The organism is Pseudomonas brassicacearum, assembly GCF_003732175.1.
Classification (GTDB): Bacteria; Pseudomonadota; Gammaproteobacteria; order Pseudomonadales; family Pseudomonadaceae; genus Aquipseudomonas; species Aquipseudomonas brassicacearum_G.
On the sequence record NZ_MOBI01000027.1, the window covers coordinates 138,600 to 154,523 of the forward strand.

Below are 15,924 nucleotides of genomic sequence, written 5' to 3' on the forward strand. Positions count from 1 at the left end.
CCTGCTCGCGATAGCGGACTGACAGTCGACTCTAATGTTGACTGACACACCGTCATCGCGAGCAGGCTCGCTCCCACATTTGATTTATGTTCGCCCCAAACGCCACGGACTGCCCATGAAGCTCCCCCGCCCACCCCTTCAAGTCTGAACATACAAGCGGGCACCTCGGTCTCAACGGGTGGGCGCGATCAACCGGCACAACTTGGCTGTCGCTTCAATCATCTGCCCGCTCGGCCGCTCCAGGCCTTTATCCGCCACCAACAGCAATTGCCCTTGAGCCACTGCGGTCATCTGCGGCCAGGCTTTCCAGGCGTCGAGCTGTACCTGGCTGCTGGCGAGGATCACCTGGGGATTACGCGAAAGCACTGACTCCACACTGACCTGCGGCGCCGGCAAGGTCATGTCGGCGAACACGTTGCGCGCACCGCACACCTCAAGCGCATCGCTGATGATCTGCCCACCGCCCACGGTGTAGAGCGGCTGATCCCAGACCTGATAAAACACCCGAAGCGGTTCTTTGCGCTGATAGCGCTGGCGTAAATCGTCGAGCTGCTTGCGCAAATCAACCGCAAGCGTGCGCCCACGTTCGGGTCGGCCGAGCTGCTTGGCGATCGCTTCGATTTGGCGGGTCAGTTGTTTGAGGTTATGCGGTTCGGCGACGTAGGTCGGGATCCCCAATCGGCTCAGTTGCTCACGCTGCGCCGGGCCGACACTGCCAGGCCAGAGCAACAGCAAATCCGGTTTGAGACTGAGCACGCGCTCAATATCCAGCTGACCGTAACGGCCAACAGAAGGGATGGCGTTGAGTTCTGCGGGACGCTCGCCAGCATCGAGCACGCCCACCAGCAAGTCGGCCGAGCCCAGTTCAACGACGATTTCCGAGAGTGACGGCGCGAGGCTGACCACCCGCTCGACCGCGACCGCCGAGCCACTGAAGGCCAGCAGCAGAACCGCCAGCCAACGGCGCATCAGCCGAGTTGACGCGGAATACGGTAAAGGTAGAACAGCACCGCGGTCGACAACGCCAGCAGGACCAAAGGCACCGCTTCAAGACCGACGAACACCGCCAGAGCACCAACCCAGGCCGGTAAGGACGCGACAAGGAGTGCAATTCGGCGTTTAGCAGCCAAGGCAACCCAGGCAGCGGGTTCTTCCGGGGTATCGAGGGTTTTCTGGGTGGCGATCAAGGCGTGTTTGTAGCCGCCGAAAAACCGCAGGCTGACAAACATCGAGGCCATCCCGGCAATGAAAAACGGCATCGCCAGCACCGGCAAAAACGCCTCGCTTTGGCCGAATACGCCGTTGATCACCAACAGCGGCAGCAAGGCCAACGCCAGGTATTGCCACCAGTTGACGGACAGTCGCCGTCGGACCTGACCGCGAGTCACGCCCGGTCTGCCTCGCCCTGATGCTCGTTGCCCATCATATGGTCGAGCTTGCTGGCCTTGGTCGCCAGGTAGAGCTTGTTGTGCGGATTGTGACCAGTGTGCAGCGGCACGCGCTCGGCAACCACGATGCCCATGTCGGTCAAGGCTTTGACCTTGCGCGGGTTGTTGGTCATCAGGCGCAGGGATTTCACACCCAGGTGTTCAAGCATCGGCAGGCACATGGCGTAGTCGCGCTGGTCGGCAGCAAAGCCCAGACGCTCGTTGGCTTCAACGGTGTCGGCACCGCCATCTTGCAATTCATACGCGCGGATCTTGTTCAGCAGGCCAATGCCACGGCCTTCCTGACGCAGGTAAAGCAATACGCCACGACCTTCGCGGGCGATCGCCTGCAACGCCGCCTCAAGTTGCGAACCGCAGTCGCAACGCTGGCTGAACAAGGCATCGCCGGTCAGGCATTCGGAGTGCAACCGGCCGAGTACCGGGGCACCGTCGGCGACATCACCCAGGCTCAGTACGACGTGCTCGCGGCCAGTGGCCTCATCGAGAAAGCCATGCATGGTGAATTGCGCAAAAGGCGTGGGCAGCTTGGAAGCGGCGACAAAAACGACAGGCACCGGTGTGCTCCTGATCTGTATGTACTGGAGATTCGCAGAGGCGGCATTGTAACAGCAGGTTCCTGCTGACGCTTAGGCTGAATTATCGGCCATAACGATCAAAAAGTTTGATCACTGCCCTGCCGGCTTGGCACTCTCATCAAAGGGGTAAGGTTGTTTCCAGTGTTCGAAGATCGGTTTCAACTGGCCGGTTTTGACCAGCAACTCCATGCGTTTGTCGTACAGCGCCATCAGGGCACGGGCCCGTGGTGTATCGGCGAAACCAAGGTACAACGGCAGTTCGGTCAAGTGTGCGCGCCGATACAGGGACGGATCCTCAGCTTCTGCGAGCACTTCATTGACTTCCGTCAGCGCGTCGATATAGAAGTCCGCCCGAGCCTGTTTGAGCATCGGCAAAATTCCGGTGCGGCGTTCGATCTGGTTATAGCGGTGGATGTTCGGCAGGTAACTTTCGTAGCGATAGCCACGGACCCAGGCCAGTCGGTACGCCCCCAGAGTCTCCAGAGTCGGTGCCGGGTTGCTCGCAAGGCCCAGGGCATAAATATGATCGGAATCGAAATTCCAGTGGGGATACAGCACCTGTTCGGCCTCATTGGAATAGGAGCCCACCTGCGCGTCCACTTCACGACGCTGCACCAGCCCCACCGAACGGGTGTAAGGCACGGTGCGAATATCCAGTTTCACCCCGGCCGGCTCGAACACCGCGCGCAAAATGTCCCAGGCCAGCCCATGACCATCGGCGGCGGTGTAGTCATCCCAGTCCTCGCTGGCCAGATGAATCACGGCCGGTGTCGTCGGCACATCCGCCGCACGGGCGAGCGAACAGAACACCGCAAAAACCAGAACCCACAGCCAGCGTCCGACCATCCCCCAGCCCCTCAATCTATTCGTCCCTCAATCAGCCCATCAGGCGAAATACCGGACCAGCCCCTGCAGCGCCAACCAGGCGAACACGCCTGCCAGCACGTCGTCGAGCATGATCCCGACACCGCCATGCACATGTCGGTCGATCCAGCGAATCGGCCATGGCTTGAGAATGTCGAAGAAGCGGAACAGCAGGAACCCCGCCAATAGCCAGTACCAACCTGCCGGCACCAGCCACAGGGTGATCCACATCCCGACCATTTCGTCCCAGACGATGCCTTCGTGGTCGTGCACCCGCAAATCGTCGGCAACCTTGCCGCACAGCCAGAAGCCGAACAGCATCGTGATGCCGAGCATCAGCCAGTAACCCCAGTCTGGCAACATCTGCCATAACGGGATAAAGGGTAGCGCAACCAGCGAGCCCCAGGTGCCTGGCGCCTTGGGCAAGGTGCCCGAGCCGAAGCCGAACGCCAGGAAATGCCAGGGATTACGCCAGACCGATGGCGGCACGTGTTCTGCCGGGCCCTGTTTGGGATGATCTGTCACGGTGTCTCCCGAAAATGTTGATAACCCCGGGCTTGCGGGGTGATGTCCTGCCCGTTCGCGTCCAGCAGCGTCACGCCCTGCCCGGCCACAACCTGCCCGATAACGTGAATCGGCCAGCCGTCAGCGAGCAGTCCCGGTAATTGCGCGGGCGGCAGAGTGAACGCCAGCACGTAGTCGTCGCCGCCACTCAAGGCCGCCACGCGAGCCGCATTCTCACCGAGAAAGCTCACCAGTGCCGTGGACAGCGGCAGCTTTTCGCTTTCGATCAGCAAGCCGACAGCTGAGGCCTTGGCGATATGCCCGTAATCGGCGAGCAAACCGTCAGAGATATCCAGCGCCGAGGTGGCCTTGCCGCGCAATGCCAGACCCAATTCAAGCTGCGGCTGTGGTGACCAATAATGCGCCAACAACGGCCCGGCAACATCGGCGGGCGCGACTCGCTCACCCAACACCAACGACAATGCACCGGCGGCGTTGCCCAGTTCACCGCCCACGCACACCAGATCACCGGGTTGCGCACCGCTGCGGGTCAGCGCCTTGCCTGCCGGGACCCGACCGAACACGGTCATGGTCAGGCTCAACGGGCCGCGTGTGGTGTCGCCACCCACCAGCCGTACACCGCAGTGTTGCGCCATGGCGTTCAAACCACGGGCGAAGGCGTCCAGCCAATCGGCGGTTACCGTCGGCAAGGTCAAGGCAAGGGTAAAGGCAATGGGGGTGGCGCCCATGGCAGCCAGATCGCTGACCGCCACAGCCAGCGAACGCTGACCGAGCAGAAACGGGTCGCAAGGGTCTGCGAAATGCACACCGGCCACGAGTGTGTCGGTGGAAATTGCCAGCTGCTCCCCTGCGGGAACAGCGAGCAAGGCGCAGTCGTCGCCGATCCCCAGGGCAACGCCTTCACCGCCCTGCGCACAAGGCGCGGCGGCGAAATAGTTGCGGATCAGCTCAAACTCGCCCATTGGCAGCTGCTCAAGCGCAATTCAGCGCTTGAACGCCTTCACTTCAGCTTCACGCAGGCGCGGGGCCAGCTTGTCGAGTACACCGTTGACGAACTTGTGGCCATCGGTGGAACCGAAGACTTTAGCCAGCTCGATGCCTTCGTTGATCACCACGCGGTAAGGTACGTCGACACGCTTGAGCAGTTCCCAGGTGGACAGGCGCAGAACCGCCAGTTCAACCGGGTCCAGCTCTTCGATTTCGATGTCCAGGCATGGCTTGAGCGCGGTGTCGATCTCGGTGCGGTGTGCCGGAACCCCGTGGAGGATTTCGCGGAAGTACGCGGCATCGACATCGGTGAAATCGTTATCGACCCGGAACTGCGCTTCGATCTCGTTCAGCGATTGCTTGGCCATGTGCCATTGATACAGCGCCTGGGTCGCGAGCTGACGGGCTTCGCGACGCTTGACGCTTTTCGATGGTTTGCCAGCATCCGCAGGCTTTGGATCGCGCGGGTTGAAACGATCGCTTTCGTCGCTAATCACTTGGCCTCCAACTGCGCCAGCAGGCTGACCATTTCCAGAGCGGACAAGGCAGCTTCAGCACCTTTGTTACCGGCCTTGGTGCCGGAACGTTCGATGGCTTGCTCGATCGAGTCGACGGTCAGGACGCCGAAAGCGACCGGTACGCCGAATTCCATGGACACCTGGGCCAGGCCCTTGGTGCACTCGCCAGCCACGTATTCGAAGTGCGGAGTACCGCCACGAATGACCGCGCCCAGCGCGATGATTGCCGCGAACTCGCCCTTCTGAGCGACTTTCTGCGCAACCAGCGGGATTTCGAAGGCGCCAGGGGCACGGATGATGGTGATGTCGCTTTCGCTCACGCCATGGCGAACCAGGGCATCAACAGCACCGCTTACCAGGCTTTCAACAACGAAGCTGTTGAAGCGGCCAACAACCAAAGCGTAGCGGCCTTTGGGGGCAATGAAGGTACCTTCGATGGTCTTCAGGGTCATTCGACAAATCTCTTAAAGAGCCAGAGCGCGTTCAGTACGCGCTCTTTAGTGATATTTGAACCGCGAACAAGGGGGTGAAAAACACCGGCCGTTATTCGGAGGGCACGTATTCTACAACTTCCAGATCGAAACCGGATATCGCATTAAATTTCATTGGCGCACTCATCAGGCGCATTTTGCGTACACCCAGGTCACGCAAGATCTGCGAGCCGGCACCGACGATGCTGTAGGTAGTCGGTTTTTTCGGCTGCGCGTGATCGGCGGTTTCGCGGATATGCGCCAGCAACACATCGCCATCGAGCGGGTGACCGAGCAACAGCACCACACCGCTGCCAGCCTCGGCAACCGCGGCCATGGCGGCGCGCAGGCTCCAGCGGCCTGGCTGCTTGACCATCAACAGGTCACGCAGCGGGTCCATATTGTGCACGCGAACCAGGGTTGGTTCTTCGGCGCAAATGGTGCCCAGGGTCAGTGCCATGTGCACGTCGCCTTCCACTGAATCACGATAGGTCACCAGATTGAACTGGCCCAGTTCGCTGTCCAGCGGCTGCTCGGCAATCCGCTGAACGGTACGTTCATGGATCATCCGGTAGTGAATCAGGTCGGCGATGGTGCCGATCTTGATGTTGTGTTCGGCGGCGAAGGTTTCCAGCTCGGCGCGACGGGACATGGTGCCGTCGTCGTTCATCACTTCGCAGATCACCCCGCTCGGCTCGAAACCGGCCATGCGCGCCAGGTCGCAAGCCGCTTCGGTGTGGCCGGCACGGGCCAGGGTGCCGCCGGCCTGGGCCATCAGCGGGAAGATATGGCCGGGGCTGACGATGTCTTCGGCCTTGGCATCTTTGGCGGCAGCCGCTTGCACAGTGCGTGCACGGTCAGCCGCAGAGATACCGGTGGTGACGCCGACAGCGGCTTCGATGGACACGGTGAACTTGGTGCCGAAACCGGAGCCGTTGCGCGGCGCCATCAATGGCAGCTTTAGCAACTCGCAGCGCTCGCGGCTCATCGGCATACAGATCAGGCCACGAGCATGCTTGGCCATGAAGTTGATGTGTTCAGGCTGGCAGCACTCGGCGGCCATGATCAGGTCGCCTTCGTTCTCGCGGTCTTCGTCATCCATGAGGATGACCATCTTGCCTTGGCGGATGTCTTCAACCAGTTCTTCGATGCTATTGAGCGCCACGCGGCACCCCCTTGAGTCAGGATTTGAGGTAGCCGTTGGCGGCCAGAAAGCTTTCGGTAATGTTGCCCTTCGAGGGTTCTGCAGCCTTGTCACCCAGCAACAGACGCTCCAGGTAACGGGCCAGCAGATCGACCTCAAGGTTGACCCGGCGACCTGGCTGGTAAGACGCCATGATGGTTTCGCTCAGGGTGTGCGGAATGATCGTCAGCAAGAACTCGGCGCCGTCGACCGCGTTCACCGTCAGGCTGGTGCCGTCGACAGTGATCGAGCCTTTATGGGCGATGTATTTGGCCAGGTCTTTCGGTGCACGAATGCGGAACTCCACGGCACGGGCATTTTCGGTACGCGCAACCACTTCGCCGACACCGTCGACGTGACCGCTGACCAGGTGCCCACCGAGGCGGGTGGTCGGGGTCAGGGCTTTTTCCAGGTTGACCGGACTGCCGCTTTTCAGGTCATTCATGGCCGTGCAGTCGAGGGTTTCGCGACTGACGTCCGCTGCAAAGCCATTGCCCGGCAGTTCAACGGCTGTCAGGCAGACGCCGTTGACCGCGATGCTGTCGCCGAGCTTGACGTCGCTCAGGTCGAGCTTGCCGGTTTCTACGTGAACCCGCACATCACCACCTTTTGGGGTCAATGCACGGATGCTGCCGATGGATTCGATGATGCCGGTAAACATGGAGTCCTCCTCGAGAACAAAACCTTCGCTTGTGGCGCAGGCCGGGAATTATACGCTCGCTTGCGGCACGGGGACCGCGATGACTTGCCAGTCATCGCCGACAGCGCGAATTTCAGTAATTTTCAGTTGTGGCGCATCACTCATTTGCGCGAGTGGCCAGTCCAGCAATGGTCGCGCTGTGGAGCCGAGGAACTTGCCCGCGATGAAGATCTGGAATTCGTCCACCAACCCTTGCTGGGCAAACGCTCCGGCCAGACGCGGGCCAGCTTCCACCAGCACTTCGTTGACGCCACGGGCGGCGAGTTCGAGCAGCAGTTTGCGCAGGTCGACCTGGCCATCGTCGCCGGGCACGATCAGGCATTCAGGGCCGTTGGCGTATTGTTCCTCCACCGCGACGCAGGTCGCGACCAGCGCCGGGCCGGCCTTGAAGAACGGCGCGTCGAGCGGCACGCGCAGACGGCCATCGATCAGCACGCGAAGCGGCGGGCGGCTTATGGCGAGCGCAGTTTGCTCGGCATCCAGACCCAATTCATCGGCACGCACGGTCAAGCGCGCGTCATCGGCCAGCACCGTGTCGGCACCGGTCAACACGACGCTGGCCTGAGCCCGCAGACGCTGCACGGCCGAGCGGGCGGCGGGACCGGTGATCCATTGGCTTTCGCCGCTGGCCATGGCGGTGCGACCGTCGAGGCTCATCGCCAACTTGACCCGCACGAACGGCAAGCCGTGTTCCATGCGCTTGAGAAAACCTTCATTGAGCTTGCGCGCTTCGCCTTCGAGCACGCCGCTGCGGGTCTGAATGCCCGCCTGCTCCAGACGCTGCAAGCCGCGACCGGCAACCTCCGGGTTTGGATCCTGCATCGCCGCAACCACTCGTGCCAGGCCGGCGTTCACCAGCGCATCGGCGCACGGCGGCGTGCGGCCATGATGGCTGCAAGGTTCCAGCGTGACGTAGGCGGTGGCGCCCCGGGCGTTTTCGCCGGCGGCGCGCAGGGCGTGGACTTCGGCATGCGGTTCGCCGGCGCGCACATGCCAGCCTTCGCCGACAATCTGCCCGTCACGCACGATCACGCAGCCCACCCGAGGGTTGGGATGGGTGGTGTAGTGACCTTTGCGCGCCAGTTCCAGCGCGCGCGCCATGTAATGGGCGTCGAGAATCGCTTGTTCTGAAGAAATCGTCATGGTTTGACCGGCTCACGGGCCAGGCGATCGATCTCTTCGCGGAACTCGTTGAGGTCCTGGAAGCGGCGATACACCGAAGCGAAACGAATGTAGGCGACTTCATCGAGCTTTTGCAGCTCGGCCATCACCAGTTCACCGACCACGAGGGATTTGACCTCGCGCTCGCCGGTCGCCCGCAGTTTGTGTTTGATATGGGCCAGCGCCGCTTCCAGGCGCTCGACGCTTACCGGGCGCTTCTCCAGCGCACGCTGCATGCCGGCACGAAGTTTTTCTTCGTCGAACGGCTGACGGCTGCCGTCGGTTTTGATCAGGCGCGGCAACACCAGTTCGGCGGTTTCGAACGTCGTGAAACGTTCGCCGCAGGCCAGACATTCGCGCCGGCGGCGCACCTGTTCGCCCTCGGCGACCAGACGCGAGTCGATGACCTTGGTGTCGTTGGCACCGCAGAAGGGACAGTGCATGGTGGCAGGCAACAAAAAAAGGGAGGGCCATGGTAGCGCATCCCACTGGCAAGACAAGCCATAGGGTTTGCGGTATATAGACGGGCTACACTGCCTGATCAATGGATTTCATTTTGCTGGAGCCGCAAATGCCGCTAAGACCGCTTGTTTTACTCAGTCTCATCGGCCTGTTGGTCGCGTGTAGCAGCGCACCCAAACCGGCGGCACCGACCCCGGGCCCTGCACCGCAGATGGCCCAGAAAAAGGCCCAGGCCTCGGCCGACCTCGGACCGCTGCCCGCGTATCAACGGGAATTGAGCGGCACCTTGCAGGGCGTGCCGGCCGGCGCCGAGGTTGAACTGGCGCTGCTGGTGATCGACGAACGCTCCCGGCCGCAGCAATTGCTCGCCAGCGCCAACCTGATCGGTAACAACAAGGCTCTGCCGTTCCATCTGCGATTCAATCCCGACTCGTTCCCGGCCGGTGCACGCGTCGAACTGCGGGGTCGCGCCAGCCAGTCCGGGCAGTTGATCCTGCACCTGCCGGCGCAACGCATCTTTGAGCCGAAGACCCAGGCCCTGGGCCAATTGCAGTTCCTCAAAGCGCCATGAATGCACCGCTCGACCTGCAACAGGCGTTAAGTGAACTGCTCGGCGATGCACAGCTGGTCCGGTGTCCGTTGCCTGAGACCACGCTGAAACTCTGGCTGATCGACGGCGACAACATGGACCGCGCCTTCAGCCCGGAAGAAACCCGGCGCATTCTGCACGAGCCACCGTACTGGAGCTTTTGCTGGGCCAGCGGCCTGGCGATGGCCTGTTACCTGGCGGAGCATCCGCAGTGGGTTGCCGGCAAGCGCGTGCTGGATTTCGGCGCCGGCTCCGGGGTGGCGGGGATTGCAGCGGCCAAGGCCGGAGCGCTGGAAGTGGTGGCCTGCGACCTTGATCCATTGGCGATTGCAGCCTGCCGGGCAAATGCCGAACTCAATGACGTCGAGCTCAGCTATTCGACAGACTTTTTTGCCGAGGCCGATCGTTTTGATCTGATTCTGGTGGCCGACGTGTTGTACGACCGGGCCAACCTGCCATTGCTCGATGAGTTTCTCAGCCGTGGCCGCGAGGCGTTGGTGGCGGATTCGCGAGTTCGGGATTTCCGTCATCCGTTGTATCAGCGACTGGAAATGCTTGAGGCGATGACATTGCCGGACCTGGCAGAACCGGAGGAGTTTCGGTATGTGAGCCTGTACCACGCTTCCCGGAGATGATCGTTCCCACGCTCTGCGTGGTAACGCGCAGCCCGGGACGCTCCGCGTCCCTTTGACGGCGTGACGCAGAGCGTCACAGGAGGCATTCCCACGCAGAGCGTGGGAACGATCAAAGGACTTACTGCCGCCCCCCACCAAGCCTTATAGTTGCCCCATTCACGTTTCTTCGAGATTCCCCATGAGTCAAGACACGCCGTATATCTTCGACGCCAGCACTGCCGATTTCGACCAGTCGGTGATCGAGAACTCGTTCCACAAGCCGGTGCTGGTGGATTTCTGGGCTGAATGGTGTGCGCCGTGCAAGGCGCTGATGCCGATGCTGCAAACCATCGCCGAGAGCTATCGGGGCGAGTTACTGCTGGCCAAGGTCAACTGCGACGTCGAGCCAGACATCGTTTCGCGCTTCGGTATTCGCAGCCTGCCGACAGTCGTGCTGTTCAAAGACGGTCAGCCGGTGGACGGTTTTGCCGGCGCGCAGCCTGAATCCGCTGTCCGCGCACTGCTTGAGCCGCACGTAAAAATGCCACCGCCGGCCGCTGCCGACCCGTTCGAACAGGCTCAGGCGCTGTTCGACGAAGGTCGTTTCGCGGATGCCGAAGCCACGCTGAAAGTGCTGCTGGGCGAGGACAATACCAACGCCCGTGCGCTGATCCTCTACGCGCGTTGCCTGACCGAACGTGGCGAACTGAGTGAAGCCCAGGCCGTGCTCGATGCGGTGAAAAGCGATGAACACAAAGCCGCACTGGCAGGCGCCAAAGCGCAGATCAAGTTTCTCGGCCAGGCCGCTGACTTGCCGGATGTCGCCGATCTGAAGTCCCGTCTGGCGCAAAACCCGCAGGACGATGAGGCCGTCTACCAGTTGGCGATCCAGCAACTGGCCCGCCAACAATACGAACCGGCACTGGACTCTCTGCTCAAGCTGTTCATCCGCAATCGCAGTTACAGCGAGGGGTTGCCGCACAAGACCCTGCTGCAAGTGTTCGAACTGCTGGGCAACGATCATCCGCTGGTGACCGTTTACCGCCGCAAGCTGTTTGCAGCACTCTACTAGGCCGGCTCGATCCAACTGTAGAGCGGCGTATCCCCGCCGCTCACGACCTTGACCTCTGCACTATGGCGCAATCGCACCAGCAGACGTTTGCCGGCGACGGTGTTGCCGGTCAAACCCTCCAGTTGCTCCAGCAAATCCGGCCCCGTCAGTTGGCCGGACTTGCGCAGCAGATCCTTGGCGAGCTGCCACAGCACCTCATCCTGATTGACCGGTTTGACCACCGGTTCGGCCACCGCAGCACCGCTTTCTGATTTGCTTACCTGCAACTGCACGCCAAGCCGCGCCCAATCCCCATCGTCCAATTCCAGGGTCAAATCCACCGGCCAATCGCCGATGCTTCCACGAATGCGCAACATTGGGGTTTCCTCAGATTTATGACGAACATGCTCCCACGCGTCTTGCGCAACGCCAAGCAGACAGTCAAACTCTCGCCACTCTTGTTATAAGATTACATAACAAAATCTTCATCTTCTTTCCCGGAGAGATTCCATGCGCCGTCTGTTACTCGCTTTGCCGTTTGCCCTGTTGCCGCTGGCTATCGCTCAGGCCGCTGAAGTTCATGATCACGAGCATGAACACGGCAGCCTGGGCGCCCACGAACATGGCGTCGGACGTTTGAATGCGGCACTGGACGGTCAGACGCTGGAACTGGAGCTGGAAAGCCCGGCGATGAACCTGGTGGGCTTCGAACACGTTGCCAGCACTGATGCAGACAAGGCCAAAGTCGCCGCCGCCCGTGCGCAGCTGGAAAAACCGCTGGTGCTGTTCAGTCTTCCGAAAGCGGCCAACTGCGTAGTCAGTCAGCAAGAACTGAAGAGTCCTCTGTTCGGTGACAAACCGGATACCGATGATCATGACGACGATGACGACCACGCGACCGACGGTAAAGGCCTCGCCGCCGAAGAACATCATCACGATCACAGCGAAATCCATGCACACTACCAATTCACCTGCGCCGCCCCTGGCGCGCTGAAGACCCTGGACTTGTCGCAAGTGTTCACGACCTTCCCCGCGACGCAGAAAATTCAGGTACAACTCATCAGCCCAAGCGGCCAGCAAGGGGTTGAAGTGACCTCGAAGGCTGCATCGCTGAAATTCTGATCCACCACACATCCCCCCTGTGGGAGCGAGCCTGCTCGCGATGAGTCCTGCGCACTCAACATTGATGCGACTGTAAGACCGCTATCGCGAGCAGGCTCGCTCCCACAGGTGATCAACACTCATGAAATCGGCGCTATGACCCAAGCACTCATCGAACTGTCAGACCTGGGCTTCAACTGGCCCGGTCATCCGCCTTTACTGGATATCCCGGCGTTTCGCCTGGAGCCCGGTGAAACGCTGTTTCTCAAAGGTCCCAGCGGCAGCGGCAAGACCACCCTGCTCGGCCTGCTCGGTGGTGTGCAGAAACCCAATCGCGGGAGCATTCGCCTGCTCGGCCAGGAGCTGACCGAGCTGTCGGCTGGCGCCCGCGATCACTTTCGGGTCGACCACACGGGCTACATCTTCCAGCAGTTCAACCTGCTGCCGTTTCTCTCGGTGCGCGAGAACGTCGAACTGCCGTGTCACTTCTCCAAGCTGCGCGCCAGCCGCGCGATTCAGCGCCACGGCAGCATTGACCAGGCGGCTGCGACCTTACTCGCGCATCTGGGGCTCAAGGATGAAAACATGCTCGGCCGCCGTGCCGATTCACTGTCCATCGGCCAACAACAGCGGGTTGCCGCTGCCCGTGCGCTGATCGGCCAGCCGGAACTGGTGATCGCCGACGAACCGACCTCGGCGCTGGATTACGACGCCCGCGAGGCATTTATCCGTCTGCTGTTCGCCGAGTGCCGCGAAGCCGGTTCCAGCCTGCTGTTCGTCAGTCACGATCAGAGCCTGGCGCCACTGTTCGATCGTCACCTGTCGCTGGCCGAACTCAATCGCGCCGCCACGCCGCTCGAGGTCTGAAATGTATTTGTTTCGTCTAGCCATGGCCAGCCTGGCTAACCGCCGCTTCACCGCAATCCTCACCGCGTTCGCCATCGCCCTGTCGGTCTGCCTGCTGTTGGCGGTGGAACGGGTACGCACCGAAGCCAAGAGCAGTTTCGCCAGCACCATCAGCGGCACCGACCTGATTGTCGGCGCGCGCTCAGGCTCGGTGAACTTGTTGCTGTACTCGGTGTTTCGCATTGGCAACGCCACCAACAACATCCGCTGGGACAGTTTCGAGCACTTCGCCAACAACCCGAAAGTGAAATGGGCGATCCCGATTTCCCTCGGTGACTCGCATCGCGGTTATCGAGTGATGGGTACCACCGATGCCTACTTCCAGCATTACCAATACGGCCATCAGCAAAACCTGCAACTGGCCAGCGGCCGGGCGTTTGCCACGGATCCGTTCGAAGTGGTGCTGGGTGCCGAAGTGGCCGATGCGCTGCATTACAAGCTCGGCGATAAACTGGTGCTGGCTCACGGCGTGGCGGTGATCAGCCTGGTCAAGCACGATGACAAACCGTTCACCGTGGTCGGCATCCTCAAACGCACCGGCACTCCGGTCGACCGCACGTTGCACATCAGCCTCGGCGGTATGGAGGCGATTCACATCGATTGGCACAACGGTGTGCCGGCTCAGGGCAGCGGTCGCATCAGCGCCGATCAGGCGCGCAACATGGACCTCACGCCGCAAGCCATCACCGCGTTCATGCTCGGCCTCAACAACAAGATTTCGACCTTCGCCGTGCAACGCGAAATCAATGAGTTCCGTGGCGAGCCAATGCTGGCGATCCTCCCGGGCGTCGCCTTGCAGGAACTCTGGAGCCTGATGGGCACCGCTGAAAAAGCGCTGTTCGTGGTGTCGCTGTTTGTGGTGCTGACCGGGTTGATCGGCATGCTCACGGCGATTCTCACCAGCCTCAACGAACGTCGCCGCGAGATGGCGATCCTGCGTTCGGTCGGTGCCCGGCCGTGGCACATTGCAACGCTGCTGGTGCTGGAAGCCTTTGCGTTGGCGCTGTCCGGGGTGGTTACGGGCCTGGTATTGCTATATGTGTGCATCGCTGCGGCTCAGGGTTACGTGCAATCGACCTATGGCTTGTACCTGCCGCTGGCCTGGCCAAGCGAGTATGAATGGACGCTGCTCGGTGGCATCCTGATCGCCGCGCTGCTGATGGGCAGCGTGCCGGCCTGGCGCGCCTATCGCCAATCGTTGGCCGATGGTCTGTCGATCCGTTTATGAGGACATTGAAGATGCTCCGCGCTCTGCCTGCCCTGTTGATGCTGGTCGCCCTGCCCCTGTGGGCGGCCGCACCGAAAGACCTGACCTGGGCGGAAATGATCCCGCCGGATGCACCGGCAGAAGTGCCGAACATGAAACCGCTGCACGACCTGTCGCAGATGAGCAGCGCGCTGTCCGCCGAGTCCGCACCGGCGGCCAAGCAAGACATGCCCAATGCGCCAGTGGTGAAAAACCTCGACGGCCAGAACATCCGCTTGCCGGGTTACATCGTGCCGCTGGAAGTCAGCGAGGAAGGTCGCACCACCGATTTTCTGCTGGTGCCGTATTTCGGCGCATGCATCCACGTGCCACCACCGCCGTCGAACCAGATCGTCCACGTCAAAAGCAAGGTTGGGGTGAAGCTCGACGAGCTCTATCAGCCTTACTGGATTGAAGGCGCATTGCAGGTCAAGGCGTCGACCAGCGAACTGGCGGATGCCGGGTATCAGATAGATGCGGACAAGATCTACGTGTACGAATTGCCGGAGTGAGTCCGGTAGTCATGTGTGATCTGGTAGATAGTCATCGCGAGCAGGCTCGCTCCCACAAGGACACCGCTGAACCTGTGGGAGCGAGCCTGCTCGCGAATGGCGGCACCGCTATAGCAAAGGATTCCCCCCGATTCAAACTCCATCACCCTTTCATTGAGCTGAGTCAAAAGTACTGTTCCTGACGCTTCGTACCATTGGAGATACATAATTTGAATCTTCCTTTGGAGCCCCCATGCACAAGTCATTGCTCAGCGCGTCCCTCATTGCGTTCGCGCTTGCAACCCCCTTCGCCCAGGCCCATGAAGCCGGTGACATCATTGTTCGGGCCGGTGCAATCACCGTAAACCCGACAGCCGGCAGTTCCAGCGTCAAGGTTGATCGCGGTCCATTGGCGGGTGCCGATCTGGGTGGCAAGGCGACCATGGACAGCAACACGCAGCTGGGCCTGAACTTCGCGTACATGCTCACCCCCGATATCGGCATCGAGCTGCTCGCCGCCTCGCCGTTCCAGCATGACGTGAACCTCAAAGGCACCTCCCTGGGCGCGGCCAACGGTAAGCTCGGCACCCTCAAACACCTGCCGCCGACCCTGAGCGTGGTTTACTACCCGCTCAACAACAAGTCTGCATTCCAGCCTTATGTGGGCGCCGGTATCAACTACACCTGGATCTACGACGAAAAGCTCAGTAACGAAGCGCAAGCCAACGGCTTCAGCAACTTCAAGACGAAAAACTCCTGGGGCCTCGCATGGCAGGTCGGTGCCGATTACATGCTGACCGACCACATCATGCTCAACGGCCAGGTGCGCTACATCGACATCGACACCACCGGCTACGTGGACAACAACGCAGTCGCCCCCGGCACCCGCGCCAAGGTCAACATCGACGTGGACCCGTGGATCTACATGGTGGGTCTGGGTTACAAGTTCTAAACCCGCTGCATAAAAAAGGCGCCTCGAAAGGCTAATGCCGATCAGTTAAGCCCTATTGCTTGACCTTTGGCCGCAAGAAAT

General features: G+C 61.0%; 21 protein-coding genes. 8 read left to right on the forward strand and 13 right to left on the reverse strand.

Features of this window, described 5'->3' with window-relative positions:
• Positions 1 to 171: 171 nt before the first annotated feature.
• From BK658_RS24490 to nrdR, 12 genes are all read right to left on the reverse strand, one after another.
• A complete protein-coding gene (locus BK658_RS24490; RefSeq protein ID WP_123584545.1) occupies positions 172 to 969 on the reverse strand; it encodes a cobalamin-binding protein in 798 nt (265 codons plus the stop codon).
• Positions 969 to 1,388, reverse strand: a complete 420-nt coding sequence (locus tag BK658_RS24495; RefSeq protein ID WP_123584546.1) for an MFS transporter — start codon at positions 1,386 to 1,388, stop codon at positions 969 to 971. The genes BK658_RS24490 and BK658_RS24495 overlap by 1 nt, the downstream gene beginning before the upstream one ends.
• Positions 1,385 to 2,002, reverse strand: coding sequence for a GTP cyclohydrolase II (gene ribA, locus BK658_RS24500; protein WP_019693842.1), 618 nt, complete (start codon positions 2,000 to 2,002; stop codon positions 1,385 to 1,387). The genes BK658_RS24495 and ribA overlap by 4 nt, the downstream gene beginning before the upstream one ends.
• 111 nt (positions 2,003 to 2,113) lie before the next feature.
• On the reverse strand, positions 2,114 to 2,869 hold the full coding sequence (locus tag BK658_RS24505) for a substrate-binding periplasmic protein (protein ID WP_123584547.1): 756 nt from the start codon (positions 2,867 to 2,869) through the stop codon (positions 2,114 to 2,116).
• Positions 2,870 to 2,908: 39 nt separating this feature from the next.
• Positions 2,909 to 3,412 carry a phosphatidylglycerophosphatase A family protein gene (locus tag BK658_RS24510; protein ID WP_123584548.1) on the reverse strand — a complete coding sequence of 168 codons (504 nt, stop codon included), beginning with the start codon at positions 3,410 to 3,412 and terminating at the stop codon, positions 2,909 to 2,911.
• A complete protein-coding gene (gene thiL / locus BK658_RS24515) occupies positions 3,409 to 4,374 on the reverse strand; it encodes a thiamine-phosphate kinase (protein ID WP_123584549.1) in 966 nt (321 codons plus the stop codon). The genes BK658_RS24510 and thiL overlap by 4 nt, the downstream gene beginning before the upstream one ends.
• Positions 4,375 to 4,395: 21 nt before the next feature.
• The gene (nusB, locus tag BK658_RS24520; RefSeq protein ID WP_019693846.1) at positions 4,396 to 4,896 is read right to left on the reverse strand and encodes a transcription antitermination factor NusB; all 501 of its coding nucleotides are present in this window, start codon (positions 4,894 to 4,896) and stop codon (positions 4,396 to 4,398) included.
• Complete coding sequence (gene ribH, locus BK658_RS24525) at positions 4,893 to 5,369, reverse strand: 6,7-dimethyl-8-ribityllumazine synthase (RefSeq protein WP_003228649.1); 477 nt, start codon at positions 5,367 to 5,369, stop codon at positions 4,893 to 4,895. Before ribH ends, nusB begins: the two co-directional genes overlap by 4 nt.
• A gap of 91 nt (positions 5,370 to 5,460) precedes the next feature.
• The gene (gene ribBA / locus BK658_RS24530; RefSeq protein WP_054594246.1) at positions 5,461 to 6,552 is read right to left on the reverse strand and encodes a bifunctional 3,4-dihydroxy-2-butanone-4-phosphate synthase/GTP cyclohydrolase II; all 1,092 of its coding nucleotides are present in this window, start codon (positions 6,550 to 6,552) and stop codon (positions 5,461 to 5,463) included.
• A 16-nt stretch (positions 6,553 to 6,568) separates the two neighbouring features.
• Positions 6,569 to 7,231 (reverse strand): riboflavin synthase, encoded by a 663-nt coding sequence (locus tag BK658_RS24535; protein WP_123584550.1) that lies wholly within the window; start codon positions 7,229 to 7,231, stop codon positions 6,569 to 6,571.
• 48 nt (positions 7,232 to 7,279) lie between these two features.
• Positions 7,280 to 8,413 (reverse strand): bifunctional diaminohydroxyphosphoribosylaminopyrimidine deaminase/5-amino-6-(5-phosphoribosylamino)uracil reductase RibD, encoded by a 1,134-nt coding sequence (gene ribD / locus BK658_RS24540; RefSeq protein ID WP_123584551.1) that lies wholly within the window; start codon positions 8,411 to 8,413, stop codon positions 7,280 to 7,282.
• Positions 8,410 to 8,874 (reverse strand): transcriptional regulator NrdR, encoded by a 465-nt coding sequence (nrdR, locus tag BK658_RS24545; protein ID WP_019693850.1) that lies wholly within the window; start codon positions 8,872 to 8,874, stop codon positions 8,410 to 8,412. The genes ribD and nrdR overlap by 4 nt, the downstream gene beginning before the upstream one ends.
• Before the next feature lie 128 nt (positions 8,875 to 9,002).
• Here nrdR and BK658_RS24550 point away from each other — a divergent pair, with 128 nt between their 5' ends.
• The 3 genes from BK658_RS24550 (at position 9,003) to trxA (ending at position 11,168) form a co-directional block, all read left to right on the forward strand.
• On the forward strand, positions 9,003 to 9,464 hold the full coding sequence (locus BK658_RS24550) for a YbaY family lipoprotein (RefSeq protein ID WP_123584566.1): 462 nt from the start codon (positions 9,003 to 9,005) through the stop codon (positions 9,462 to 9,464).
• Positions 9,461 to 10,117: a class I SAM-dependent methyltransferase gene (locus tag BK658_RS24555; protein WP_123584552.1), complete on the forward strand. Its 657-nt coding sequence runs from the start codon at positions 9,461 to 9,463 to the stop codon at positions 10,115 to 10,117. Before BK658_RS24550 ends, BK658_RS24555 begins: the two co-directional genes overlap by 4 nt.
• A gap of 178 nt (positions 10,118 to 10,295) precedes the next feature.
• A complete protein-coding gene (trxA, locus tag BK658_RS24560; RefSeq protein ID WP_123584553.1) occupies positions 10,296 to 11,168 on the forward strand; it encodes a thioredoxin in 873 nt (290 codons plus the stop codon).
• Here trxA and BK658_RS24565 read toward each other — a convergent pair.
• Positions 11,165 to 11,524, reverse strand: coding sequence for a hypothetical protein (locus BK658_RS24565; RefSeq protein ID WP_123584554.1), 360 nt, complete (start codon positions 11,522 to 11,524; stop codon positions 11,165 to 11,167). The two genes, trxA and BK658_RS24565, sit on opposite strands and share 4 nt — an antisense overlap.
• 133 nt (positions 11,525 to 11,657) lie before the next feature.
• Between BK658_RS24565 and BK658_RS24570 the strand changes: the two genes are divergently transcribed.
• The 5 genes from BK658_RS24570 (at position 11,658) to BK658_RS24595 (ending at position 15,843) form a co-directional block, all read left to right on the forward strand.
• Positions 11,658 to 12,269, forward strand: coding sequence for a DUF2796 domain-containing protein (locus tag BK658_RS24570; RefSeq protein ID WP_123584555.1), 612 nt, complete (start codon positions 11,658 to 11,660; stop codon positions 12,267 to 12,269).
• A 135-nt stretch (positions 12,270 to 12,404) separates the two neighbouring features.
• Positions 12,405 to 13,115, forward strand: a complete 711-nt coding sequence (locus BK658_RS24575) for an ABC transporter ATP-binding protein (protein ID WP_019693856.1) — start codon at positions 12,405 to 12,407, stop codon at positions 13,113 to 13,115.
• Position 13,116: 1 nt separating this feature from the next.
• On the forward strand, positions 13,117 to 14,382 hold the full coding sequence (locus BK658_RS24580; protein WP_123584556.1) for an ABC transporter permease: 1,266 nt from the start codon (positions 13,117 to 13,119) through the stop codon (positions 14,380 to 14,382).
• 11 nt (positions 14,383 to 14,393) lie between these two features.
• On the forward strand, positions 14,394 to 14,912 hold the full coding sequence (locus BK658_RS24585; RefSeq protein WP_123584557.1) for a DUF3299 domain-containing protein: 519 nt from the start codon (positions 14,394 to 14,396) through the stop codon (positions 14,910 to 14,912).
• 232 nt (positions 14,913 to 15,144) lie between these two features.
• Positions 15,145 to 15,843, forward strand: a complete 699-nt coding sequence (locus tag BK658_RS24595) for an OmpW/AlkL family protein (RefSeq protein ID WP_123584559.1) — start codon at positions 15,145 to 15,147, stop codon at positions 15,841 to 15,843.
• Positions 15,844 to 15,924 lie beyond the last annotated feature (81 nt).